The 25,216-nt window shown below is 65.7% G+C and carries 20 protein-coding genes, 2 tRNA genes and 1 pseudogene; 4 read left to right on the plus strand and 19 right to left on the minus strand.

From position 1 onward, the window contains the following. Positions 1-79: 79 nt before the first annotated feature. Both N0B71_RS05120 and N0B71_RS05125 read right to left on the minus strand, forming a co-directional pair. Positions 80-1,201: an SO2930 family diheme c-type cytochrome gene (locus tag N0B71_RS05120; protein ID WP_259759480.1), complete on the minus strand. Its 1,122-nt coding sequence runs from the start codon at positions 1,199-1,201 to the stop codon at positions 80-82. Next, positions 1,201-2,448: a parallel beta-helix domain-containing protein gene (locus tag N0B71_RS05125; RefSeq protein ID WP_259757637.1), complete on the minus strand. Its 1,248-nt coding sequence runs from the start codon at positions 2,446-2,448 to the stop codon at positions 1,201-1,203. Before N0B71_RS05125 ends, N0B71_RS05120 begins: the two co-directional genes overlap by 1 nt. A gap of 179 nt (positions 2,449-2,627) precedes the next feature. Between N0B71_RS05125 and N0B71_RS05130 the strand changes: the two genes are divergently transcribed. Next, positions 2,628-3,038: a bacteriohemerythrin gene (locus N0B71_RS05130; protein ID WP_259757639.1), complete on the plus strand. Its 411-nt coding sequence runs from the start codon at positions 2,628-2,630 to the stop codon at positions 3,036-3,038. Between the two features lie 36 nt (positions 3,039-3,074). Here the strand turns inward: N0B71_RS05130 and N0B71_RS05135 are convergent, their stop codons facing one another. Continuing rightward, positions 3,075-5,324 (minus strand): YgiQ family radical SAM protein, encoded by a 2,250-nt coding sequence (locus tag N0B71_RS05135; protein ID WP_259757640.1) that lies wholly within the window; start codon positions 5,322-5,324, stop codon positions 3,075-3,077. Positions 5,325-5,540: 216 nt separating this feature from the next. Between N0B71_RS05135 and N0B71_RS05140 the strand changes: the two genes are divergently transcribed. Further along, a complete protein-coding gene (locus N0B71_RS05140; RefSeq protein ID WP_259757641.1) occupies positions 5,541-7,433 on the plus strand; it encodes a GGDEF domain-containing protein in 1,893 nt (630 codons plus the stop codon). Here the strand turns inward: N0B71_RS05140 and alr are convergent, their stop codons facing one another. The 8 genes from alr to rnr form a co-directional block, all read right to left on the minus strand. After that, entirely contained in the window at positions 7,434-8,510 is a 1,077-nt protein-coding gene (gene alr / locus N0B71_RS05145; protein ID WP_259757642.1) for an alanine racemase, read from the minus strand. 68 nt (positions 8,511-8,578) lie between these two features. Continuing rightward, a complete protein-coding gene (gene dnaB, locus N0B71_RS05150) occupies positions 8,579-9,973 on the minus strand; it encodes a replicative DNA helicase (RefSeq protein ID WP_259757643.1) in 1,395 nt (464 codons plus the stop codon). Between the two features lie 127 nt (positions 9,974-10,100). Beyond that, positions 10,101-10,547, minus strand: coding sequence for a 50S ribosomal protein L9 (rplI, locus tag N0B71_RS05155; protein ID WP_017518273.1), 447 nt, complete (start codon positions 10,545-10,547; stop codon positions 10,101-10,103). A gap of 21 nt (positions 10,548-10,568) precedes the next feature. Next, on the minus strand, positions 10,569-11,438 hold the full coding sequence (locus N0B71_RS05160; RefSeq protein WP_259757644.1) for a hypothetical protein: 870 nt from the start codon (positions 11,436-11,438) through the stop codon (positions 10,569-10,571). Between the two features lie 34 nt (positions 11,439-11,472). Continuing rightward, positions 11,473-11,703 (minus strand): 30S ribosomal protein S18, encoded by a 231-nt coding sequence (gene rpsR / locus N0B71_RS05165; protein ID WP_003095634.1) that lies wholly within the window; start codon positions 11,701-11,703, stop codon positions 11,473-11,475. A 29-nt stretch (positions 11,704-11,732) separates the two neighbouring features. After that, the gene (rpsF, locus tag N0B71_RS05170) at positions 11,733-12,149 is read right to left on the minus strand and encodes a 30S ribosomal protein S6 (protein WP_054906367.1); all 417 of its coding nucleotides are present in this window, start codon (positions 12,147-12,149) and stop codon (positions 11,733-11,735) included. 271 nt (positions 12,150-12,420) lie between these two features. Continuing rightward, the gene (gene rlmB / locus N0B71_RS05175) at positions 12,421-13,173 is read right to left on the minus strand and encodes a 23S rRNA (guanosine(2251)-2'-O)-methyltransferase RlmB (protein WP_205337752.1); all 753 of its coding nucleotides are present in this window, start codon (positions 13,171-13,173) and stop codon (positions 12,421-12,423) included. Next, positions 13,170-15,899: a ribonuclease R gene (rnr, locus tag N0B71_RS05180; protein WP_259757645.1), complete on the minus strand. Its 2,730-nt coding sequence runs from the start codon at positions 15,897-15,899 to the stop codon at positions 13,170-13,172. The genes rlmB and rnr overlap by 4 nt, the downstream gene beginning before the upstream one ends. Before the next feature lie 205 nt (positions 15,900-16,104). On the opposite strand from rnr, the gene N0B71_RS05185 reads away from it, so the two are divergent. Continuing rightward, positions 16,105-16,191: transfer RNA gene (locus N0B71_RS05185), tRNA-Leu, on the plus strand. A gap of 146 nt (positions 16,192-16,337) precedes the next feature. Continuing rightward, positions 16,338-16,424, plus strand: a tRNA-Leu gene (locus N0B71_RS05190). A gap of 160 nt (positions 16,425-16,584) precedes the next feature. On the opposite strand, the gene N0B71_RS28225 is transcribed toward N0B71_RS05190, so the two are convergent. The 8 genes and pseudogenes from N0B71_RS28225 to hflX form a co-directional block, all read right to left on the minus strand. Beyond that, positions 16,585-17,469 carry a methyl-accepting chemotaxis protein gene (locus N0B71_RS28225; RefSeq protein ID WP_416785438.1) on the minus strand — a complete coding sequence of 295 codons (885 nt, stop codon included), beginning with the start codon at positions 17,467-17,469 and terminating at the stop codon, positions 16,585-16,587. A 21-nt stretch (positions 17,470-17,490) separates the two neighbouring features. Further along, positions 17,491-18,147, minus strand: a pseudogene (locus N0B71_RS28230) (methyl-accepting chemotaxis protein); the annotation flags it as partial. A gap of 518 nt (positions 18,148-18,665) precedes the next feature. Further along, the gene (locus N0B71_RS05200) at positions 18,666-19,961 is read right to left on the minus strand and encodes an adenylosuccinate synthase (RefSeq protein ID WP_259757647.1); all 1,296 of its coding nucleotides are present in this window, start codon (positions 19,959-19,961) and stop codon (positions 18,666-18,668) included. Between the two features lie 66 nt (positions 19,962-20,027). Next, the gene (locus tag N0B71_RS05205; protein ID WP_259757648.1) at positions 20,028-21,206 is read right to left on the minus strand and encodes an ATP phosphoribosyltransferase regulatory subunit; all 1,179 of its coding nucleotides are present in this window, start codon (positions 21,204-21,206) and stop codon (positions 20,028-20,030) included. Between the two features lie 34 nt (positions 21,207-21,240). After that, positions 21,241-21,426, minus strand: a complete 186-nt coding sequence (locus tag N0B71_RS05210; protein ID WP_037012084.1) for a DUF2065 domain-containing protein — start codon at positions 21,424-21,426, stop codon at positions 21,241-21,243. A 340-nt stretch (positions 21,427-21,766) separates the two neighbouring features. Then, positions 21,767-22,636, minus strand: a complete 870-nt coding sequence (gene hflC / locus N0B71_RS05215) for a protease modulator HflC (RefSeq protein WP_259757649.1) — start codon at positions 22,634-22,636, stop codon at positions 21,767-21,769. After that, positions 22,636-23,808 (minus strand): FtsH protease activity modulator HflK, encoded by a 1,173-nt coding sequence (gene hflK, locus N0B71_RS05220; RefSeq protein WP_259757650.1) that lies wholly within the window; start codon positions 23,806-23,808, stop codon positions 22,636-22,638. Before hflK ends, hflC begins: the two co-directional genes overlap by 1 nt. 95 nt (positions 23,809-23,903) lie before the next feature. Continuing rightward, on the minus strand, positions 23,904-25,205 hold the full coding sequence (gene hflX / locus N0B71_RS05225; protein ID WP_259757651.1) for a ribosome rescue GTPase HflX: 1,302 nt from the start codon (positions 25,203-25,205) through the stop codon (positions 23,904-23,906). Positions 25,206-25,216: the final 11 nt, after the last annotated feature.

Below are 25,216 nucleotides of genomic sequence, written 5' to 3' on the forward strand. Positions count from 1 at the left end.
ATGAACGCTAGCACGCCCCTGGCCGTTTGCTCGGTGCAGCACGCAGCCCAGAGCCCTGGCGGGCTCCGGGCCGTTTCCATCAGCAGTCGCCGGGCAGCGAGGCGATCCAGCGGTCGAGCATTTCCAGCCCTTCGTGGTGCACCAGGGCACGACCCAGCTCGGGCATCATGTCGCCCGGCTTGTCGCTGCCGACGCGGTAGCTGAGCACGGACTTCTGCGGGCTGCCGGGGTGGATGTCCTCCAGCCGCCCGCCCGTGCCACCGCCCGCGGCCACCGGCGGTTTGCAGACGCCGTAGGCAATGGAGACCGGCGTGTGCGGGTCGAGGTAGAGGCCGGAGGTTCGCGCGGCGCCCCTGGGGTTGTGGCAGTGCGAGCAGTTGGCATCGAGGTAGCTGCGCGCCTGTTTCTCCAGCGTTTCACCCTCGCGCGGATGGCCCCACAGCGCGTTCTGCGGCACCTGCGTCAGCGCCGGCAGGTCCTTGAGGAAGCCGCGCGCCTGCCAGTGCTGCAGCTGGTTGTCGCTGCCTTCGGCGTAGGCGAAGTCCTTGTTCAGGTGCCGGGCCTTGGGCCCGAGCGGGGCGATGCCGCCGCCCTTCTGTTCGGCGTGACATTCGGAGCACTGGTTGGCGTCTGGGACCATGTAGGTGAAGGCGGTCTTCCTGCCATCCGCGGCGGTCAACTCCAGCGCCGGGCTGTCGCCGGCCAGTTCCAGGGTCGCTTCGCTCTGGTCGGCATTCCACACGTAGGGCAACGCCGTCCAACCGCCCTTCTGCCGCACCAGTACACGGGTTTCCACCAGGTGCACCCGGGCCAGGTCGAGCCCGGCCTTGGGGTCGCGGTCGTCCTGGCTGTTCTGCAGCAGGTTGCCCTGGGCGTCCTTCGGGTAATAGAAGGTCTTGGTCAGCACGGTGCCGACGGGGTAGTCGAAGCGCTCCTCGGCGTACTGCGCAGCCTGGCCTTCGGGCATCCACACGGTGCGCAGCTTGTGCGCGTAGTCGGTGAACAGCGGGGTGTTGAGATCGTAGGGCAGCACCTCGACGGCGGGCGTCAGGTGGCCGTCGGCCAGGTGCAGCATGCCCCAGCCGCTGAGCGTTTCCGGGTAGTCGTCGCCTTCGGGCTGGTAACGCGGCTTGCTCTGCTGCCCGCACCCGGCCAGGGCAACGGCCAGGGCGAGCGACACCAGGAACGAAGCGGGTTTCATCATGCCTTGTTGCCCTTCTCACCCAGGCCGGCCTGTTCGATCTTCGGCAGCGGCTTGAGCTTGCAGCGGTGGCTGCTCATGTCGGTGCTGATGTTCTTGTAGCCGTTGGGGCCATCGACGTTGACGATGCCGGCGTTGCCGTTGTCGATGCAGATGGCCAGGGCCTCGGGCAGCTTGCCGTCGACCAGTTTCTTGTCGTTGAAGTAGCCGTCCCAGAGGATGTCCGGCAGGCGCCCGGTCAGGCCGAACTGGGCGACCTTGAGGGCTTTCAGCTCCAGGTGATCGGGGCTGTCGCCGCCCGGGCCGAAGGTGTTGCCGTGGATGAAGATGCCTTCGGGATAGGGGTCGAAGTTCGGCTGCGTGGCCTTGTCCGAGTAGTTGGTGCTGAAGTAGCTGCTGATGATGACGTTGGCGGTTTTGTGGTTGCCGATCTTGTTGTTGAAGATCTCCACGTCGTCGTTGGAGTTCACCACCACGCCGGAGCCGGCCGGCACGCTGGCCACCGGCGTGCCCTTGTGGCCGAAGTTCTCGTGGTTGTTGCCCTGCACGTCGTTGTCGAAGACGCGGGTGCCGCGCCCCGGCTGCTGCAGGTTGGGCATGTTGAAGACGAGGATGCCGCCGGTGTTGTCGGTGGCGACGTTGTTGTAGACGTCGGCGCCAATGGTGTTCTCGATCTCGATGCCGGCGACGTTGCGCTCGGCGCGGTTGTTGCGAACGATCACGTTGCGCGACTGGCCGACGTAGATGCCCGAGTCCGAGGCGCCGATGGCGACGTTGCCTTCGAGCAGGGTGTTCTCGGTCTGTACCGGGTAGATGCCGTAGCCGCCATTCTCGGTGGAGGCGCCATTGGTCCACTCGGTGCGGATGTTGCGGATGACGATGTTCTTGCCGCCGATGACCTTCAGGCCGTCGCCCTTGGTGTCTTCGATGGCGAGGTTCTCCAGGGTGAAGTCGGAGGCGTCGACGAACAGCCCTTCGGCGCCGGCCTTCTGGTTCTTGAAGCTCAGGATGGTCTTGTCCATGCCAGCGCCGCGGATGGTCACCCCATCGACCTTCAGGCTCAGGCTGCGATCCAGGTGGTAGGTGCCGGCGGGAATGTCGATCACGTCGCCCGCCTTGGCCTTGATCAGGCGGGCCTGCAGATCCTTCTGGAAATCGGCGCTGACGGCGGCGGTGGGCTTGTCGCCTTCGCCGCAGGCGGCCAGGGCAACGGAGAATGCGAGAAGGGACAGGGTGGCGAGACGCATGGCGGGCTCCGGTCTTGTTCTTATGATATGGAACTATCGTACCAACTAAGCCCGAGAATACTCCTACATCCCGCGCCACGCCAGCCCTTCAGACACTTCGCACTTTGATTGATTGGCGTCACGGTTTCGCGGTGGCGGATCGGGATGATCTGCGCTTCCACCCCCGAAGGAGTGCACGGATGAGCTTCATGCCCTGGAACGACGAGTTCGTCATCGGAATCGAGCGGATCGATGCACAGCACCGCTGGCTGGTCGACCTCACCAATGCGCTGCATGACCGGCTGCAAGGCAGGGACGACCAGGGCCCGCCCATCGGCGAACTGCTGGAGCAACTGGTGGAATACACGATGAACCATTTCATCGTCGAGGAGGTGCTGTTCCAGCGCCTGGGCTACCCGGAGGAGGAGGCGCACCGGGCCGAGCATGATCGCTTCAACCGGCAGATCATCGACCTGCTGTACCGCCACGAGGATGGCGAGGCGGTCTCGCTGCAGGCGCTGGAACTGCTCAAGGCCTGGCTGACGCACCACATCCTCAAGGTGGACAAGGCCTACGTCGGCTTCTTCCAGCAAAAAGGCGTGACCGCCTAGCGGCCACGCCTTTTCTCGCCCCCAGCTGACCGCGACTCAGCGCGGGATGTTCGGCTGCCGCTTGGTGGTGCGCTTCTTGCCCTTGGCGTAGCCGGTGGCCTTGCCTTCCTCGGCCTTGTTCCACGGCTTGGAACCATTGCTGGCGCGCGGCGGCAGGCCGGTGTGCTGGGTCAGCAGCGGCTTGCCGGCCTTCTTGCTGCCGACCGGGGTGGAGTTCTTGCGGCGCGCGCTCTGGTACTCGTCGGTCTGCGGCTGGTAGGTCGGGATCAGGTGGTGCTTGCCGTTGCCGATCAGGTCGGCGCGGCCCATGCGCTCCAGTGCTTCGCGCAGCATCGGCCAGCCCTTGGGGTCGTGGTAGCGCAGGAAGGCCTTGTGCAGGCGGCGCTGCTGGTCGCTCTTGACGATGGTCACGCCGTCGCTCTTGTAGGTGACCTTGCGCAGCGGGTTCTTGCCCGAGTGATACATGGCGGTGGCGCTGGCCATGGGCGAGGGATAGAACGCCTGCACCTGGTCCGCGCGGAAGCCGTTGCGCTTGAGCCACAGGGCGAGGTTCATCATGTCCTCGTCGGTGGTGCCCGGGTGCGCCGCGATGAAGTACGGGATCAGGTACTGCTCCTTGCCCGCCTCCTTGGAGAACTTCTCGAACATGCGCTTGAAGGCATCGTAGGTGCCGATGCCGGGCTTCATCATCTTCGACAGCGGGCCTTCCTCGGTGTGCTCCGGGGCGATCTTCAGGTAGCCGCCGACGTGGTGCGTCACCAGTTCCTTGACGTACTCGGGCGACTCCACGGCGAGGTCGTAGCGCAGGCCGGAGGCGATCAGGATCTTCTTCACGCCCGGCAGGGCGCGGGCCTTGCGGTACAGCTCGATAAGCGAGGAATGGTCGGTATTGAGGTTCTCGCAGATGCCCGGCCAGACGCACGACGGCTTGCGGCAGTGACGCTCGATCTCCGGGTCCTTGCAGGCGATGCGGTACATATTGGCGGTCGGGCCGCCCAGGTCGGAGACGACGCCGGTGAAGCCCGGCACCTTCTTCATCTCCTCGATTTCGGCGAGGATCGACTCGTGGGAGCGGTTCTGGATGATCCGCCCCTCGTGCTCGGTGATCGAGCAGAAGGTGCAGCCACCGAAGCAGCCGCGCATGATGTTCACCGAGAAACGGATCATCTCGTAGGCCGGGATCTTCTCCTTGCCGTACGCGGGGTGCGGCACGCGCGCGTACGGCATGCCGAACACGTAGTCCATTTCCTCGGTGCTCATCGGGATGGGCGGCGGGTTGAACCACACGTCCACCTCGCCATGCTTCTGCACCAGCGCGCGGGCGTTGCCCGGGTTGGTCTCCAGGTGCAGCACGCGGTTGGCGTGGGCATAGAGCACCGGGTCGTTGCGCACCTTCTCGAAGGACGGCAGGCGGATCACCGTGCGCTCGCGGGTCAGCTTCGGGCTGGGCAGCAGCTGCACCACCTTGGCTTCGTTGGGGTCGTCCTGCGGGCCCTTGTCCTGCTCGATGGCGCAGGCGGCGGTGTCCTGGGTGTTCACGTAGGGGTTGATGATCTTGTCGACCTTGCCCGGACGGTCGATGCGGGTGGAGTCCACCTCGAACCAGCCGTCGGGGGTGTCGCGGCGCACGAAGGCAGTGCCGCGCACGTCGGTGATCTGCTCGACCCGCTCACCGGCGGCCAGGCGCTGGGCAATCTCCACCACGGCGCGCTCGGCGTTGCCGTACAGCAGGATGTCGGCGGTGGCGTCCATCAGGATGGAACGGCGCACCTTGTCCTGCCAGTAGTCGTAGTGGGCGATGCGGCGCAGCGACGCCTCGATGCCACCGAGCACCACCGGCGTGTCGCTGTAGGCCTCCTTGCAGCGCTGGCTGTAGACCAGGCTGGCACGGTCCGGGCGCTTGCCGGCCAGGCCGCCCGGCGTGTAGGCGTCGTCGCTGCGGATCTTCTTGTCCGCGGTGTAGCGGTTGATCATCGAGTCCATGTTGCCCGCCGCCACGCCGAAGAACAGGTTCGGCTGGCCGAGCTTCATGAAGTCGTCCTTCGAGCGCCAATCCGGCTGGGCGATGATGCCCACGCGGAAGCCCTGGGCCTCCAGCAGGCGGCCGATGATGGCCATGCCGAACGACGGATGGTCGACGTAGGCATCCCCGGTGACGATGATGATGTCGCAGGAATCCCAACCCAACTGATCCATCTCTTCCTTGCTCATGGGCAGGAACGGCGCCGGGCCGAAACACTCGGCCCAGAACTTGGGATAGTCGAACAGCGGTTTGGCGGCTTGCATCACGGGCACCGGGTATCTCTAAGTAGGTATCGCGGAAAAACGCGGGCGCGGAATATAGCACAAAAAGTGTACAAATTCGACCAGCGTGCTCAGATTTAACGGGGATTGGCCGGCGATTCAACCGGACGGTAGATTGCCAATGCCATCATCTGGCTATACTTCAGCCACTATCCGCAGTACGCCTGGCCAGCCGGCCAAGGCCAGGGAGTGCCTGTCGTGCGTCGTGCTTTCGTGCTGTTGCTTACCCTGCTGTTCTGCCACACGGCGCTCGCCTTCGAACTGGACGACAAGGCCAGCGGCGCCTGGCTCAACGATCACCTCGAACTGCTCCAGGAACAGGCGGGGCCGCTGTCGCTGGACGCCGTGCGTGGCAGCCGCGACTTCGTCCCCGCCAACGGCCGCACCAGCGTCGGCCAAAGCCCCAGCGGCTGGTGGCTGCGCCTGGATCTCGATCGCCGCACGTCGCCGCCGGGGGGCTGGTGGCTGGAGGTGGACGCGGTCAACCTGCAGGACCTGCGCCTGTACCTGCCCGACGACGCGGGCGCCTACCGGGAAGTCCGTTCAGGCGAAGCCGTGCCCTTCGCCCAGGGCCGCGACCGCGACTACCGCCGCCCGGTCTTCCACCTGCCCGAGGGCACCGGACCGGTTCGCCTGTATGCCCGCGTCTACGATCCGGGGGGCAACTCCTTCCCGCTGCGCATCTGGTCGCTGGATGACCTGCAGGACCACCGCGCCGACACCAGCCTGTTCCTGGGCTTCATCTACGGCCTGATCGCCGCCCTGCTGGTGTACAACCTGTTCATCCTGCTGACCCTGCGCGACCCGGCGTACTTCTGGTACGTGCTGACGACCGCCAGCGCCCTGCTCTTCAGCCTGGGGATGAGCGGCCACGGCTTCGAGTACTTCTGGCCCGACCATCCGGTGCCCTGGTGGCTGGACCGCATCACCCTGCCCTCGCTCTGGGGCCTGTGCGTGCACCGCTTCACCATCACCCTGCTGCAGACCCGCCGCCACGTGCGCTGGTCGCACTGGCTGCTGAACCTGAACTGCGCGCTGTACCTGCTGACCATCGTCCTCGGCGCCCTGCACCTGCGCGGCGTGGCCAGCTGGATGCTGGTGGTGATCACCCTGATCGGCGTGCCGGCGGCCCTGGGCGGCGCCCTGGTGCGCTGGCGCCAGGGATCGTTCCCGGCCTTCCTCTACCTGCTCGGCTTCGGCCTGGTGCTGACCAGCGTGAGTGTCTCCGTGCTGCGCGCCACCGGCCTGGTGCAGCCCTCGCCGCTGACCTCGTACGTCTTCCCCATCGCCGTGGCCATGGAGTCGGTCCTGTTCTCCTTCGCCCTCACCTCGCGCATCCAGGGCCTGAAACGCGAGCGCGCGCAGGCGCTGGAACAGGCGGACCGGGAGAAGAGCGCGCGCCTGACGCTGATGCAGAGCGCCCAGCACGACCTGGCCAAGGCCGTGGCCGAGCGCACCGCCGAACTGACCCAGAGCAACCAGCTGCTGCGCGAGCGCGAAGTCCAGCTGCAGCACGCCGCGCATTACGACCCGCTGACCGGCCTGCCGAACCGGCGCTACCTGGTGGAGCACGCCGAGCACGCCCTGGCCAATGCCCAGCAGAATGGCGAAACCCTGGCGCTGATGCTGATCGACCTCGACCACTTCAAGCCGATCAACGACAGCCACGGCCACGATGCTGGCGACTTCATGCTGCAGAACGTAGGCAATCGCCTGCGCCAGTGCGTGCGCGGCAGCGATTGCGTGGCGCGCCTGGGCGGCGACGAGTTCGCGGCGTTGATCGCAGGCCCGGATGCCGAGGGCCACGCCAAGGAGATCGCCTGCCGCATCCTCAACGAGCTGTCGCGCCCGGTGCAGTTCGACAACCTGGAACTGCGCGTCACGCCGAGCATCGGCGTGGCCATCTACCCCAGCCACGCGATGCAGTTCAGCAAGCTGTACAAGGCCGCCGACCAGGCGCTCTACGACGTGAAGGGCAACGGCCGGGCGGCCTACGCCATGGCCAGCGAGGCCGGCGGCGAAACCAGCGAGCTCTGGCCGGAAAAAGAATGGCTGGAGAACGAACGGCTGGAAAGCGAAGACCGCGCCTGATCAGCTGCGGTAGCGGCGTGGCACGCGGGCGGTGACCTTGGTCAGCAACTCGTAGCCGATGGTCCCGGCGTGGGCTGCGACCTCATCCACCGGCAGGTTGGCGCCCCACAGCTCGACGCGATCGCCCACGGCGGCGCCGGGAAGGTCGGTCAGGTCCACCGCCAGCATGTCCATGGACACGCGCCCGGCCAGCGGCGCGCGCTGGCCATCCACCAGCAGCGGCGTGCCGCTGGGCGCGTGCCGCGGGTACCCGTCGGCGTAGCCGCAACTCACGGTGCCGATGCGCGACGGCCGCTCGGCCACCCAGGTAGCGCCATAGCCGACGCTCTCCCCCACCGCGACCTCGCGCACCGCGATGAGCTGCGCCTCCAGGCTCATGGCCGGGCGCAGGCCCAGTTCGGCGGCGCCGATGTCGGCAAAGGGCGTGGCGCCATAGAGCATGATGCCGGGCCGCACCCAGTCCATGTGCGCGGCGGGAATGGTCAGCACGGCGGCGGAATTGGCCAGCGAGCGCAGGTCGAAGTCCAGGTCCAGCACGCTGAGGAAGCAGGCCACCTGGTCCTCGGTCAGCTCGTCGCCGCGCAGGTCGGCATTGGCGAAGTGGCTCATCAGGTTCAGCTCGGCCACCTGGGGCGCCTGGCGCAGACGCGGATGCCAGTCACGCAGCGCTGCGGGCGAGAAGCCCAGGCGGTGCATGCCCGAATCCAGCTTCATCCACACGTTGAGCGCGCTGGGCAACTGCGCGGCGAGCAGCGCCTGGGCCTGCTCGGGGCCTTGCACCGCGACGTCCAGGCGCAGTTGTGCGGCGATCAGGTACTCCGCCGGCTCGAAGCAGCCCTCCAGCAGCAGGATGCGCGCGCCGGCGTGCAGGGCGCGCACCTCGGCGGCTTCCTCCAGGCAGGCCACGGCAAAACCATCGGCCTCGTCGTGCAGGCAGCTCACCACCTCCCGCGCGCCATGCCCGTAGGCATTCGCCTTGACCACCGCGAAGGCTTCGCGTCCGGGCGCACAGCGCTTGGCGAGGGCGTAATTGTGGCGAATGGCGGCAAGATCGACGTGGGCGACGAGCGGGCGCATGGCGGCCTCTGCAATGAAAACGGGCGCCTATCTTAAGGCGCCCGTCGGTCACGCGGAATGCGGCATCGTTACTCGTCTTCGAAGTTGTACATGCCGGGCGCGAGGTTCTCGAAGCGGCTGTAGCGACCGAGGAAGGCGACGCGCACGGTGCCGATGGGGCCGTTACGCTGCTTGCCGATGATGATCTCGGCCACGCCCTTGAACTCGGTTTCCGGGTGATACACCTCGTCGCGGTAGACGAACATGATCACGTCGGCGTCCTGCTCGATCGCGCCGGATTCGCGCAGGTCAGAGTTCACCGGGCGTTTGTTGGGGCGCTGTTCCAGCGAGCGGTTGAGCTGGGAAAGCGCCACCACCGGGCAGTTGAACTCCTTCGCCAGCGCCTTGAGCGAGCGGGAGATCTCGGAAATCTCGTTGGTGCGGTTGTCGCCGGCGGAACCGGGGATCTGCATCAACTGCAGGTAGTCGACCATGATCATGCCGATCTCGCCGTGCTCGCGGGCCAGGCGGCGCGTGCGCGCGCGCATTTCCGACGGGGAGATGCCCGCGGTATCGTCGATGAACAGCTTGCGGTCGCTGAGCAGGTTCACCGCCGAGGTCAGGCGCGGCCAATCCTCGTCGTCCAGCTTGCCGGTCCGCACCTTGGTCTGGTCGATGCGACCGAGCGAGGCGAGCATACGCATCACGATGGAGTCGGAGGGCATTTCCAGGGAGTACACCAGGATCGCCTTGTCGCTGCGCATCAGGGCGTTCTCCACCAGGTTCATGGCGAAGGTGGTCTTACCCATGGACGGTCGGCCGGCGACGATGATCAGGTCCGACGGCTGCAGGCCGCTGGTCTTCTCGTCGAGATCGGTGAAGCCGGTGGTGACACCGGTCAGCGCATCGGAGGTGTTGAACAGGTGGTCGATGCGGTCGATGGTCTTGACCAGGATATCGCCGATGCCCACCGGACCGCCGGTCTTGGGCCGCGCTTCGGCGATCTCGAAGATCTTGCGCTCGGCTTCGTCGAGCACTTCGTTGGCGCTGCGTCCCTCGGGGTTGAAGGCGCTGTCGGCGATGTCGCTGCTGATGCCGATCAGCTGCCGCAGCGTGGCGCGCTCGCGGATGATGCCCGCATAGGCCTTGATGTTCGCCACCGAGGGCGTGTTCTTCGCCAGCTCCGCGAGATACGCAAGACCGCCCACCTGGGACAGTTGCCCTTCGCGCTCGAGCTGTTCGGAAAGGGTCACCACGTCGATCGGCTGGTTGGCTTCGGCGAGCTTGTAGACGGCGCGGAAGATCAGGCGATGGTCATGACGATAGAAGTCGCCATCGGACACGGCGTCGGAGACGCGTTCCCAGGCGTTGTTGTCGAGCATCAGACCACCCAGCACCGCCTGTTCGGCTTCGATCGAGTGCGGCGGCACCTTGAGGGAAGCAGTCTGCAGGTCGTATTGCTCGGGGATGGTGATGTCGTTCATGGGCTCTACGTGTTGAATGAAACGGCGGAAAAAACAAAGGGCACGGACCGAGGATCGGCACCGTGCCCATTGTTATTGGACTGATTCACCCAGGCAAGCCGTGTGAATCGTCCTAGCGACGGATCGCTTACTCGGCGACTACAACCACGTGCAGGGTTGCATCAACATCCATGTGCAGTTGCACTTCGATGTTGTATTCGCCTACAGCGCGCAGGGCGCCGTCGGGCAGGCGAACTTCGCTCTTTTCCAGCGGGTAACCGGCAGCCGAAACGGCGTCGGCGATGTCGCGGGTGCCGATCGAACCGAACAGTTTGCCTTCGTCGCCAGCGTGGGCGCCGATGGTCACGATCAGTTCGGACAGCTGGGCAGCACGAGCTTCGGCAGCGGCTTTTTTCTCAGCAGCGGCTTTTTCCAGCTCTGCGCGGCGCTCTTCGAAAGCAGCGACGTTGGCAGCGGTGGCAGCGGTGGCTTTGCCCTGCGGCAGCAGGTAGTTACGGGCGTAACCGCCCTTTACGTTCAGCTTGTCGCCCAGGTTGCCCAGTTTGGCGATCTTTTCCAGCAGGATGACTTCCATTTGAGTCTTACCTCTTAACTTTTAACCTTCACCGTTCGCAGCGTTCTGGCGCTTGGCCAGGCGACCGCGAAAATCAAACAGACTGTCGACCACGGCGACGAGACAGATCACATTGCCCAGTACGAATACCAGCAGGTACAGCGGTGCCAGCCAGAAGCCCGGAAGCCTCTTCAGCGCGGCCAGGCCGTGCCCCAGTGCGATCCCGGCGAACAGCAGCGGGATCATGCACAGCGGCGCCAGCATGGTGGCCGCGGGCCCTGCGAAGGGCAGTGCCACAACGCCGACCAGCAGCGCTACAGCCGTGCCCGGCGACAGGCGCAGTGCGCGGAACTCGCGGCCAAACCCTTCCGGGTTGAACAGTACTGCTTGCCAATAACGCGCCAGCATCAGGCACAACAGGCTGATCGTCTGCAGCGAGGCTGCCATCAGGCCGGTGATGGTCGGAACCATCTCCGCCTGCAGGGCGGCCATCTGTTCCGGCGAAAGCTTGGCTTCGGCCAGAACCTGCGGCAGTGCCTTGCCGAATGCATCGGCAAGACCCGCGACCAACCCGGCCGACACCGTGCTGAGCAGCAGCACGAACACCGCACCGAGCACAACGCTCGCCAGCATCACCTGGTTCCAGGACACCTTGCTGCGCAGAACCTGCGCCAGCACCGCGCTACCCACCAGAACCAGACTCACGCTGGGGTCACCCAGGTACCACCAGGCCAGTGCCGGAAGCAGCGCCCAGGCCAGGATGCCAAAGGCATCGCCGGCGCCACGGCGCAACAGCACCAGACTGCCTGCTGCGGCACCGAGCCAGAACAACGGCTGCAGTACCGCGGCTGCGACGACCACCAGGGTCGCCTGCATGCGGCCTCGCATGACAAATTCAGCCAATGCGCGCATGCGATCTATCCATCAATTCCGGTCGACTGCCCGATCAACGGCCGTGGCTGTCGGTGTAGGGAAGCAGGGCCAGGTAGCGGGCGCGCTTGATAGCGGTCGCCAGCTGACGCTGGTACTTGGCCTTGGTGCCGGTGATACGGCTCGGAACGATCTTGCCGGTTTCGGAAACGTAGGCTTTCAGGGTGTTCAGATCTTTGTAATCGATCTCTTTCACGCCTTCAGCGGTGAAACGGCAGAACTTACGACGACGGAAGAAACGTGCCATGTGTGTGGCTCCTCAATACTGGTCCGGGATTACTCGTCAGCGCTGTCGCGGCTATCTTCGCCGTCAGCGGACTCGCCCTCGTTCGATTCGGGACGCTCACGGCGCTCGCGGCGCTCGTTGCGGCTCTCTTCGGCCTTCAGCATTTCGGACTGGCCGGTGACGGCTTCGTCGCGACGGATGACCATGTTACGGATCACGGCGTCGTTGTAGCGGAAGTTGTCTTCCAGCTCGGCCAGGGCCTTGGCGGTGCACTCGACGTTCATCAGAACGTAGTGAGCCTTGTGCACGTTGTTGATGGCGTAAGCCAGCTGACGACGGCCCCAGTCTTCCAGACGGTGGACTTTGCCGCCGTCTTCTTCGATGGCCTTGGTGTAACGCTCGACCATGCCACCGACTTGTTCGCTCTGGTCCGGGTGAACCAGGAACACGATTTCGTAATGACGCATAAATGCTCCTTACGGATTGCAGCCTGCCGACAAAGCGGTCAGACAAGGAGTGAATGATTTTTTCCTTGCCACCTGAGAAGACGCGCGAACGCCTGCCCGGACGGCAAGGGCCGACATTCTAGAGAAGGGGGGAAGGTGGCGCAAGGAAATTGACGATTATTTGTACAACCGTCGCCACTGGAGTCTTTTCGTAGGAGCGAGCCTGCTCGCGAACCGGGCACGCTCGGAGCCGGCACCGTTCGCGAGCAAGCTCGCTCCTACGAAAGAAGGGTTACGCGCCGGCCTTCAACTGGCGCTGGCGAACGATCTCGAACAGGCAGACGCCGGTGGCCACCGAGACGTTCAGGCTGCTGACGCTGCCCTGCATCGGCAGCTTGGCCAGGTAGTCGCAGTGCTCGCGGGTCAGGCGGCGCATGCCCTTGCCCTCGGCGCCCATCACCAGCACGGTCGGCCCGGTGAGGTCCAGTTCATAGAGCATCTGCGTCGCCTCGCCGGCGGTGCCGACGATCCACAGGCCGCGCTGCTGGAGTTTTTCCAGGGTACGCGCCAGGTTGGTCACCGCCACCAGCGGGATCACCTCGGCGGCACCGCAGGCCACCTTGCGCACGGTGGCGTTGAGGGTGGCGGACTTGTCCTTCGGCACGATGACCGCCAGCGCGCCCGCCGCGTCGGCGGTGCGCAGGCAGGCGCCGAGGTTGTGCGGGTCGGTCACGCCGTCCAACGCCAGCAATAGTGCCGGGCCAGTGGAGCGCTCCAGCAGCTCCTCCAGCATGTTCTCGCCCCACACCTGGCTCGGGCTGACCTCGGCGACCACGCCCTGGTGCACGCCTTCGGCCCACTCGTCCAGCTCCTTGCGGTCGCGCGTGCCCACCGGCACGCGCACTTGCCCCGCCAGCTCGACCAGCGCCTGGACGCGCGGATCATGCCGCCCCTCGGCCAGCCACAGCTGCTTGACCCGCTTGGGGTGATGGCGCAGCAACGCTTCTACGGCATGGACCCCGTAGACCTTTTCCCACTGACTCATTTCTTCGCCTTACGCTTGCTGGCCGGCGCGCCACCCGTGGCACCGGCCTTGGGCGCAGCGGAGCCCTTGCGGTGCTTGGTCGGCTTGGCGGACCGGGCCTTCTGTTTGGACGGGTTGCGCGGCTTGCCCGCGGCAGGCGCGCCCTTGCCCTTGCCGGCCGCCGGCTTGTTGCCGCCAACCTTGGCTTCCTCGAGCAGCGCCTTCTTCACTTCGCGGCTCTTGCGCACGTCGGTATTGCCGAGCAATTCCTCGGCCTTGGCGAGCATCTCCGGGGCCACCGACGGCAGCGCCTGGACGACGCCGACCTTGCGCTTGCGCGGCTGCACGGCCACATCGGGTGACAGGTACGGGTCATCCGCCACCGCACGAGGCGCACGGGCCGGCTTGTCTTTCGCTGCCACAGCCTTGGGCGCCTTGCCCTTGGCCGCCTTGCCCTTGGCGACCGGCTCGGCCTTCTCACCACGTTTCTTGCGGCCGATGGGCGCGCTGAGCACGTTGTCGGAAAGCTCGAAATCGATCTTGCGCTCGTCCAGGTCGACACGCGCCACGACCACTTCGACGGTATCGCCGAGGCGGAAGCTGCGGCCGGTGCGCTCACCGGCGAGGCGGTGATGCACGGCATCGAAATGGTAGTAGTCGCCGGGCAGCGCAGTGACGTGCACCAGGCCTTCCACATAGATGTCGGTCAGTTCGACGAAGATGCCGAAGCCGGTAACGGCCGTAATCACCCCCGGGAAGGTCTCGCCCACGCGCTCGCGCATGAACTCGCACTTCAGCCAGTTGGTGACGTCGCGGGTCGCCTCGTCGGCGCGCCGCTCGGTCATCGAGCACTGCTCGCCGAGCTGCGCCAGGCGGGCTTCGTCGTACGGATAGATGCGCGCCTTGGGCATGCTGGCGGCGCCGACGCGCTGCACATGCTCGGAGGCCGCCTTGGAGCGGATCAGGCTGCGGATGGCGCGGTGGGTCAGCAGGTCCGGGTAGCGACGGATCGGCGAGGTGAAGTGGGTGTACGCCTCGTAGTTCAGGCCGAAGTGGCCGGCATTCTCGGGGCTGTACACCGCCTGGCTCAGAGAGCGCAGCATCACGGTCTGGATCAGTTGCAGGTCCGGGCGGCCTTGGATGGACTCCAGCAGCTTCTGGTAGTCGGCCGGGGTCGGGTCGCCCTTGCCGCGGTACAGGGTCAGGCCCAGTTCACCGAGGAACTGCCGCAGGTTGTTCAGTTTTTCCTGGGGCGGGCCGTCGTGGACGCGGTACAGCGCCGGAATGGAATGCTTCTCGAGGAACTTGGCGGTGGCGACGTTGGCCGCCAGCATGCATTCCTCGATCAGCTTGTGCGCATCGTTGCGCTGGGTCGGGCGGATCTCCGCAATCTTGCGGTCGGCGCCGAAGACGATGCGGGTTTCCTGGGTCTCGAAGTCGATGGCTCCGCGCACGTGGCGCGCACCCACCAGGACCTTGTACAGGTCATAGAGCGTATTGAGATGCGGCACCACCGCCGGCAGCTGTTCCTTCAGGCGCTGGCCTTCGGGGCTGTCCGGGGTTTCCAGGTACTGGCTGACCTTGGTGTAGGTCAGGCGCGCATGGGAATGGATGACCGCCTCGTAGAACTGGTAGTCGGTCATCTTGCCGGCCTTGGAGAGATTCATCTCGCAGACCATGGCCAGGCGATCGACCAGCGGATTCAGGGAGCACAGGCCGTTGGAGAGAATCTCCGGCAGCATCGGGATCACCCGCTCGGGGAAGTACACCGAGTTGCCGCGCTTGGCCGCCTCTTCATCCAGGGCCGAGCCGACCTTCACATAATGAGAGACGTCGGCGATGGCGACGAAGAGCTTCCAGCCGCCGCCCTTGCGCTTCTCGGCGTAGACCGCATCGTCGAAGTCGCGGGCGTCCTCGCCGTCGATGGTGACGAAAGGCAGGGCACGCAGGTCGACGCGTTTCTCCTTGTCCTTTTCCAGCACCTCGGGCTTGAGCTTGGCCGCTTCCTTTTCCACGGCCTCGGGCCAGGTGTGGGGAATGTCGTAGCTGCGCAGCGCGACTTCGATTTCCATGCCCGGCGCCATGTAGTCGCCGAGCACTTCCACCACCTCGCCCTGGGCCTGGCGATGCACGCTCGGCCAGACGTCGATGCGCACCTGGACGAACTGGTTGTGCTTGGCCTTGCCGGCCTTGCCCGGCGGGATCAGCACTTCCTGCTGGATCTTCGGGTTGTCGGCGACGACGGTGCCGATGCCGCTCTCGTCGAAATAGCGGCCGACGATGGTCTCGTGGGCGCGCTCGACCACTTCCACGATCGCGCCTTCGCGGCGACCCCGGCGGTCGAAGCCGGACACGCGCGCCAGGGCGCGGTCGCCGTCGAACACCAGGCGCATCTGCGTCGGGCTGAGGAACAGGTCGTCGCTGCCGTCATCGGGGATGAGGAAGCCGAAGCCGTCGCGGTGGCCGGCGATGCGGCCCAGGATCAGGTCGAGCTTGTCCACCGGCGCATAGGCGCCACGGCGGGTATAGATGAGCTGGCCGTCGCGCTCCATGGCGCGCAGTCGGCGGCGCAGCGCTTCCTCCTGCTCTTCGCCGGAGAGGCCGAGCTCGTCCATCAACTGGGAGCGCGTCGCGGGGGCGCCCCGCTCGGCGAGATGCGCCAGGATGAGTTCACGGCTGGGGATGGGGTTGTCGTATTTTTCCGCCTCGCGGGCGGCCTCGGGATCGAGGTTTTGCCAATCGGCCATTAAAGTGCGGTCACCTTATATATAGGGGTATGGATCGCCATGTGCTTATTGAAGCGCGAAATCCGCTCGTCGGTCAGCTTTGGGCGAGAATAAATTTTTTATCGCATCAGGGGTTTACAAGCGAAAACGCTCTCCGTATAGTTCGCGCCCACAGCGTCACACAGACGTTGTAACACGGAAACGATGAGCAATCATCGACTCCAGTGCCCAGGTGGCGGAATTGGTAGACGCACTAGGTTCAGGTCCTAGCGGTGGCAACACCGTGGAAGTTCGAGTCTTCTCCTGGGCACCACTTATTCAAGGATAAAGTCAGTCGCTGACAGGCTTTATCAGGCGGGTTCGGAACCCTGATAACCGAACAATAGACCGCCCGATGCAACCAAGGGTTGCATCACCGCAAGACGATGAGCGATCATCGCACCCCATGCTGAAAAGCATGCCCAGGTGGCGGAATTGGTAGACGCACTAGGTTCAGGTCCTAGCGGTGGCAACACCGTGGAAGTTCGAGTCTTCTCCTGGGCACCATCTTCAAACGAAAAAGCCGAGCACTGCTCGGCTTTTTCGTTTTTGCATTCCTGAAAATTCAAACCTGGCGTAGGAGCGGACTTCGTCCGCGATGGTATCCGGCGCGATGCGGGCCTATCGCGGACGAAGTCCGCTCCTACGAAAAATTTCCAGCACTCCTTCAAGCCTTGAACTGCCCCAGGCTCGCGCGCAACTGACCGGCCAGGCCATCGAGCACGCGCCCACTGCTGGCGGTTGCGCTCACCGCTTCGGCCGCGCGGCTCGCCTCGGCATGGATCACCTCGACCCGCCCACGCACCGCCGCAGCGCCGGCCGCCTGCTGCTGCGCCGAATGGGTCGCGGCCTCGATGGCGCCATGCACTTCTTCGACGGCACTCTGCACTTCGCGCTGCAGCCGCTCACTGTCCTGCAGCGCCGCCAATCCCTGCACCGCCTGCTCGCGAGCCTGCCCAATGGCCGACACCGCCTCACGGGCACCTTCCTGCAGGGCGCCGATGTGCGACTGGATATCGCCGGTGGACTGCTGGGTCTTGCTCGCCAGGGCGCGCACCTCATCCGCCACCACGGCAAACCCGCGACCACTCTCGCCGGCACGCGCGGCCTCGATGGCGGCGTTGAGCGCCAGCAGGTTGGTCTGCTCGGCGATTCCATGGATCACCGACAGCACCACCTCGATCTGCTCGCTCTGTCGCGCCAGGCGTTCGATCACCCCGGCGCCGTTCTGTACGCGGGACTCCAGGGTTTCGATCAGGCCACCGACCTTGCGAGCGATGGCTGCATTGTCCTGCGCGGCCTTGCGGATCTCACCGACCCGCGCCAGGGCCGCCTGCATGGAACGGCTCTCCATCTCGGCCTCGGCCGCCATGCCGGAGAGCGCCTCCAGGCTACCGGCCACCTCATTGCGCTGCCGGTCCGCCGCCGCTTCGGCACTGGCGCTGCGGCTGGCCAGCGCGGCGATTTCGCTGCCGGTCTGCTGCGCCACTTGCCCCGCCTCGCGCACGATGGGCTGCAACTTGTCGACGAAGCGGTTCACCGCGGTCGCCATTTCCCCCAACTCATCACGACTGTCCAGCCGCACACGGCGCGTGAGGTCGCCCTCCCCGGCCGCCAGGTCGTTCAAGGCCTCGATCAGCAGGCGCAGGCGATTCACCACGCGGCGGCCGAGCACGACGGCCAGGCACAGCAACACCCCCAGCCCCACCAGCAGCAGCCCCATGCCGATACGCCAGCGCAGCGTTCCCGCCGCTTCCTCGATGGAAGCCCTGGCGCCCTGACTCATGCCGTCGGCCGCCTGCTTCGCCGATTGCAGGCGGGCGGTCAGCGCCTTAGTGCTGTCGGCCGCCGCACCGGCCAGGCTGTCGCCCACCAACTGATCCCCACTGGCGACCAGGGCGGAGAAGCGCTGGTCCAGGGCGGCAATCTGCTTCTCGATGGCATCGGTGGAAACGCCCAGGCGCACCGTACCGATGACCACACCGTTGGGACTGATCGGCGCCTCGACCAGAAACACCGAGGCGTCGTGACTCGCCGCTTCGAGCACCTTGTCCAGCGCGCGTTCGCCCTTGCCCTTCTCCAGCAGCGCCTTGACCCGCGCATCCTCGCGATTGAGGTAACGGGTCAGGTGCTGCCCCTGCGGATCGTCGTAGACCACGAAGAGCACGTTGGGGTTGGCCTGGGCGCGCCGCGCATAGTCGGAGAGCAGCGGCACGTCGTTATCCCACATGGCCTTGGGCGCCACAGCCGCCAGCAGCTGCGCCAATTCCGTGGCGGACTGCCGCAAGCTCTGCTCCAGCCCCTCGCGGAGCTGGCCCTGTTCTTCCTCCAGGCGCGCCGAAAGCGCAGAACCCAGGCGCTCGCGGGTTCGCGCGGAGAGGTCGTTCAACCCGGAGGTGACCTCCCTGCCCGCCTGCTCCAACTCGCCGGCCAGGCGTTGCGATTCGTTACCCAGGCGGGTTCCCAGGTCGCTGACCAGGCCATCGACGGTGCTACGGGTGAGCCACAGGGCGATCACCAACTGCACCAGCAGCGCGATTCCCAGGGCAATGAAAGCGGGGCGCAGCAAGCGGCTGCGCAGAAGCGACAGGACGGCGGACACGGCGGGCTTCCTCCGGACGTAACGGATGTCTGGCGCGACAGGCGCCAATCCGTTTCACCAGCAAAGCGCGTGCCGACGCGCAGAATCGAACCGCCGGAAACGACAACGGGCCGCATGAGCGGCCCGTTGCGGTGTACAGCGATGGATCAGGCGAACGGATGGCGCAGGACGATGGTCTCAGCGCGGTCCGGGCCGGTGGAGATGATGTCGATGGGCGCACCGACCAGCTCCTCGACGCGCTTGATATACGCGCGCGCATTGGCCGGCAGGCCTTCCAGGGTCTGAACACCCACGGTGGATTCGCTCCAGCCCGGCAGGTCTTCATAGATCGGCTGCAGGCCGATGTAGCTGTCGGCGTCGGTCGGCGCGTCGGTCAGCAGTTCGCCGGCGGCGTTCTTGTAGCCGGTGCAGATGCGCACGGTTTCCAGACCGTCGAGGACGTCCAGCTTGGTCAGGCACAGGCCGGACAGGCTGTTGATCTCAATGGCGCGACGCAGGATGACGGCGTCGAACCAGCCGCAACGACGGGCACGGCCAGTGGTGGCGCCGAACTCGTGACCGACCTTCGCCAGGTGTGCGCCGACGTCATCGAACAGCTCGGTCGGGAACGGGCCGGAACCCACGCGAGTGGTGTAGGCCTTGGTGATACCCAGGATGTAGTCCAGGTACAGCGGGCCAAAGCCCGAACCGGTGGCGGTGCCGCCGGCGGTGGTGTTGGAGCTGGTGACGAACGGGTAGGTGCCGTGGTCGATGTCCAGCAGCGAGCCCTGGGCGCCTTCGAACATGATGTTCTCGCCGCCACGACGCAGGTCGTGCAGGGTCGAGGTCACGTCGGCCAGCAGCGGCTTGAGCTCTTCGGCGTAGGCCATGCACTCGTCCAGGGTCTTCTGGAAGTCGACTGCCGGCTCCTTGTAGTAGTTCTGCAGGACGAAGTTGTGATAGTCCAGCAGCTCACCGAGCTTGGCGGCGAAGCGCTCGCGGTGGAACAGGTCGCCAACGCGCAGGCCGCGACGGGCCACCTTGTCTTCGTAGGCCGGGCCGATGCCGCGACCGGTGGTGCCGATCTTCGCGTCGCCGCGGGCCTTCTCGCGCGCCTGGTCCAGGGCCACGTGGAAGGACAGGATCAGCGGGCAGGACGGGCTGATGCGCAGGCGCTCGCGCACCGGTACGCCTTTCTCTTCCAGCTTGGCGATCTCGCGCATCAGCGCGTCGGGCGCCAGTACCACGCCGTTGCCGATCAGGCACTGCACGCCTTCGCGCAGGATGCCCGACGGAATCAGGTGCAGAACGGTCTTCTCACCAGCGACTACCAGGGTGTGACCGGCGTTGTGGCCGCCCTGGTAACGCACCACGGCAGCAGCCTGGTCGGTCAGCAGGTCGACGATCTTGCCTTTGCCCTCATCACCCCACTGGGTGCCCAGGACTACGACATTCTTACCCATAACACTTGTCCCCATCGTGGATGTTCGGTGCCGGCCGCGGCCGGCAGAAACTCGAAGTGGCGCGCCTCAGAGCGCAGCCACCTGCCAATTGCCATCGCGAACCAGCAACTGCTGGTCGCAGCCCGCTTCGGAAGCCGAAGCCGCATCCTGCCCGGGCAGCGCCTGTACCACGCGCACGCCCTGACGGCGCAACTGCTGCACCGCCTGCCACAAGCCAGCCCCTTCGGCCGGCGCCCAGACTCCGGTGCGCGGCTCGTCGAGCTGGGCGCGGCCGAGAGTGACCAGGGTCTTGAGGTCGGTCGAGAAACCGGTGGCCGGACGCGCACGGCCGAAGTCGGCGCCGATGTCGTCGTAACGGCCGCCCTGGGCGATGGACTCGCCAACGCCGGGCACGAACGCGGCGAACACCACGCCGGTGTGGTAGTGGTAGCCACGCAGTTCGCCGAGGTCGAAATACAGCGGCAGCTGCGGGAAGCGCGCGGCCAGCGAGTCGGCGATGGCGGTCAGGTCGGCCAGCGCCGCCTGCACATTGGCCGGAGCACCGGCGAGCACTTCGCGCGCCTGGTCCAGCACTTCGCGGCTACCGCACAGCTCGGCCAGCGCACGGAGCATGCCGGCCAGCTCGGCGGGCAGGCCTTCGGTCAGCGCCGCGACTTCGTCCACGGCCTTGCGCTGCAGGGCGTCGAACAGCAGTTGCTCGACCTCGCCGGACAGGCCGGCGGCCTGGGCCAGGCCACGGTAGATGCCGACGTGGCCGAGATCCATGTGCACGTCCGGCACCTGGGCCATCTCGAGCATGTCGAGCAGCAGGCTGATCACTTCGACGTCGCCGGCCGAGCCGGTGTCGCCATACAGTTCGGCGCCCAGCTGGATCGGGCTGCGCGAGGTCGCCAGCGCACGCGGGCGAGCATGCAGCACGCTGCCGGCGTAGCACAGGCGGTTCGGGCCCTCGCGGCGCAGGCTGTGGGCGTCCATGCGCGCCACTTGCGGCGTGATGTCCGCACGGAAGCCCATCAGGCGGCCGGACGCCGGATCGGTGACCTTGAAGGTACGCAGATCCAGATCCTGGCCGGCACCGGTCAGCAGGGATTCCAAGTATTCGATATGCGGGGTGACGACGAATTCGTAGCCCCAGCGCTGGAACAGGTCCAGCACCTGACGGCGGGCTGCTTCAACGCGCGCCGCCTCCGGTGGCAGCACTTCTTCGATCCCATCTGGCAGCAGCCAGCGGTCTACCGTTGCCATGTCGCCTCTCTCCTTTTTTAGGCCGGGCGGCACTTCAATGAATGCAGTAAAGAAGGACGGTGCCGAGCAGCATGCTGCCCAGCCCGATGAGTCTCAGACTGCGGTCGCCAAGGCGCCCGAGCCCGCTCACGGCGTCGCGCCAGCCACGCGGATACAGGAATGGAAGGATGCCTTCCAGCACCAGCAACAGACAGAACGCCTTGCCGAATTCCTGCCACATGGTTCTCGTACATCATTCTCGCGGACGCAAAAAAGCCGGGATTTCCCGGCTGACCCATGATAACACGATTTCTCCGGCGGGCGCTGCCGCCCGCCGGAGAGATGCGAGGGTCCGTTGATGTTTCGGCGTGAATCGCGTTGCTGCGTCACATCACGCCAGGCTAGACGCGGGACGACGGTAATGGCCGTCCCTTGCCTAGTCCCGCAACGACGCATGGCGTGAAGTGCCGCGCAACCCGAAGGGACGAACCCCGTGTAGCGCGGCGCCCGATCCTCAACTCGGCATCGGGACACTCGCTACACGGGGCTCGGCGCGATCACGACGAGGCGTCGACGGATCCTCAGGGTTTGGCTTTTTCCAGATAGCGGAAGAAGTCGTTGCTCGGATCGAGCACCAGCACGTCCTTCTTGTCCGCGAAGCTCTCGCGATAGGCCTTGAGGCTACGGGTGAAGGCGTAGAACTCCGGGTCGGCGGCATAGGCCTTGGCGTAGATCGCTGCCGCCTTGGCATCACCGTCACCACGGGTTTCTTCCGACTCGCGATACGCCTCGGCCAGCAGCACGCGGCGCTGACGGTCGGCATCGGCGCGGATACCTTCGGCCAGCTCACGACCCTTGGCGCGGTGCTCGCGGGCTTCCCGCTCACGCTCGGTGCTCATGCGCTCGAACACGCTGCGGTTCACTTCCTTGGGCAGGTCGATGGCCTTGACGCGAACGTCGACCACCTCGATACCCAGCTCCTTCTGCGCCATGCGGTTCAGAGACGCGGTGATATCGCCCATCAGCGCATCACGCTCACCCGACACCACTTCGTGCAGGGTGCGCTTGCCAAACTGGTCGCGCAGGCCGGCTTCCAGACGACGGGACAGACGCTCGTCGGCGATCTGCTTCATGCCGGAGGTCGCGGTGTAGAAGCGCTCGGCATCGGAGACGCGCCACTTGGCGTAGGCGTCGACCATCACCGCTTTCTTCTCCAGCGTCAGGAAGCGCTGGGTCGGCGAATCCAGGGTCAGCAGACGGCCATCGAACTTGCGCACCGTGTTGACGTACGGAATCTTGAAGTGCAGGCCGGGCTTCACGTCCGGCTCGACCACGCGACCGAAGCGCAGCAGGACGGCGCGTTCGGTCTGCTGCACCACGTAGACGCTGCTCCAGAGGGCAACAGCAACCACCACACCCGCGATGAGGGCGATCAGGGACTTGTTACTCATCAGCGGCTCTCCCGGGTACGCGTGTCACGCTGCTGCAGGTCGCTGGCGACCCGCGAACCGATATCCGGCGTGCTGCTGCTCGCGCTGGGCGCGGCGCTCGGAGCTGCCGAACCACGGCCATCCATCATCTTGTCCAGCGGCAGGTAGATCAGGTTGTTCTGACCCTGCTGGCCGGTGACCAGCACCTTGCTGGTCTGGCTCAGGACATCCTGCATGGTGTCCAGGTACAGACGCTGACGGGTGACTTCCGGGGCCTTGTGGTACTCGGCGGCCAGCTTGGCGAAGCGATCCGCCTCACCCTGGGCGCGGGAGACCACCTCATCGCGGTAGCCGTTGGCTTCCTCGATGATGCGTTGCGCCTGGCCGCGGGCTTCAGGCACCACGCCGTTGGCGTAGGCTTCGGCCTGGTTCTTCTCGCGCTGCTCGTCCTCGCGGGCACGGATCACGTCATCGAACGCTTCCTGTACTTCACGCGGCGCGGCGGCGCTCTGGATGTTCACCTGGGTGACCGTGATACCGGTCTTGTAGGTATCCAGGAAACGCTGCAGACGATCGCGCACCTCGGTGGCCATCTGTTCGCGGCCCTCGGTGAGGATCTTGTCCATGGTGGTGGAGCCGGCCACGTGGCGCAGGGCGCTTTCGGTGGCGTGCTGCAGGCTCACTTCCGGCTGGTCGACGTTGAGCACGAAGTCCTTCAGGTTGCTGACCTTGTACTGCACGGTCAGCGGAACCTCGACGATGTTCTCGTCCTCGGTGAGCATCTGCCCCTGCTTGCTGTAAGCACGCTCGCGGGTGACGTTCTCCTGGAACTTCTTGTCGATCGGCGGGAAATAGATATTCAGGCCGGGGCCCACGGTGTCGTGGTATTGGCCAAAGCGCAGGATCACCGCCTGCTCCTGTTCGTCCACCACGTAGATGGCGTTGTACAGCCACAGCACGGCGAGGATCGCCAGGCCGATACCGAACAGACCGAGGCTGCCGCCCCGACCACCGCCACCACCGCCCGAACCACTGCCGCGCTTGGGTTTACCGAAAATTCCGTTCAGGCTGTCCTGCAGCTTGCGGAACGCCTCATCCAGATCAGGCGGGCCCTGGCGACCACCACCACGGCGTCCGCCCCAGGGGTCCTGGTCGTTCTTGTTCGAGTTGTCACCCGGCTCATTCCAAGCCATAGCGCTCTCCATCTGATAACGCGAAAACGCGCCTACGGCGCGCCCACCTATGCTACCGAATGCCCCTTACCCTGCCAAAAGCAGCGTGCCGGGCTTTATTGCAAAGTGTGTTGCGCAATGAACTCCGCCGGCTGCCAGCCTTCGCGGCTCACCATGCGGTTCAACTCGACACGCGGCAGGCGAACCTGCAAAACGGCGCGTCCCTGTTCGTCGTGGTTCTCCGACTGTACCGCACCCAGCTCGAAGAACTGAGCGCGCAGCCGTCCCAGGCGCTGCGGCAGGCACAGCGTTCCAACGAACATGTCCTCCCCCAGCAACTCGGCGATCGCCTGCTCCAGCAACTCCAGCCCGCGCGATTCCCGCGCCGACAGCCAGACGCGGACCGGCTTGCCCAGCTCGTCGCGCTGGATCATCGGCTGCATGTCCGGCAGCAGGTCGATCTTGTTGTACACCTCGAGCATCGGCAATTCGTTCGCGCCGATTTCCTTCAGCACCGCCAGCACCTGTTCGATCTGCGCGTCGCGATCGGGCTCGTGGGAGTCGATCACGTGCAGCAGCAGATCGGAGTTGCTGGACTCTTCCAAGGTAGCTCGAAACGCCTCCACCAGCTTGTGCGGCAGGTGACGGATGAAGCCCACGGTATCGGCCAGCACGATCGGCCCGACGTCATCCAGCTCCAGGCGGCGCAGGGTGGGGTCGAGGGTGGCGAACAACTGGTCGGCCGCGTAGACCTCGGACGTGGTCAGCGCATTGAACAGCGTGGACTTGCCGGCGTTGGTATAGCCCACCAGGGACACCGCCGGAATCTCCGCACGGCGACGGCCGCGACGGGCCTGCTCGCGCTGGCTGCGGACCTTCTCCAGGCGCGACTTGATCTGGCGGATGCGCCCACGCAACAGGCGGCGGTCGGTTTCCAGCTGGGTTTCACCCGGGCCGCGCAGGCCGATACCGCCTTTCTGGCGCTCAAGGTGAGTCCAGCCGCGCACCAGGCGCGTGCTCATGTGCTCCAACTGGGCGAGCTCCACCTGCAGCTTGCCCTCATGGGTGCGGGCGCGCTGGGCGAAGATGTCGAGGATCAGACCCGTACGGTCGAGCACGCGGCATTCGAGCGCTCGCTCGAGGTTGCGCTCCTGGCTCGGCGTGAGGGTGTGATTGAAGATGATCAGCTCGACCTTCTCGGCGTGGACGAGGTCGTGCAACTCGTCGACCTTGCCGGTGCCGATCAGGTACTTGGCTGAGGGCTGATGGCGCGAAATGCTGACGAAAGCAACCGATTCCGCGCCTGCCGAACGGGCAAGCTCCTGGAATTCCTGCGGGTCTTCGCGCGCCTCGGGGTCCTGACCTTCCAGATGGACCAGAATGGCCCGTTCCCCACCACCCGGGCGCTCAAAGAACAAGGCGGACTCCC

Origin of the sequence: Pseudomonas sp. GCEP-101 (assembly GCF_025133575.1) — a bacterium.
GTDB lineage: Bacteria > Pseudomonadota > Gammaproteobacteria > Pseudomonadales > Pseudomonadaceae > Pseudomonas > Pseudomonas nitroreducens_B.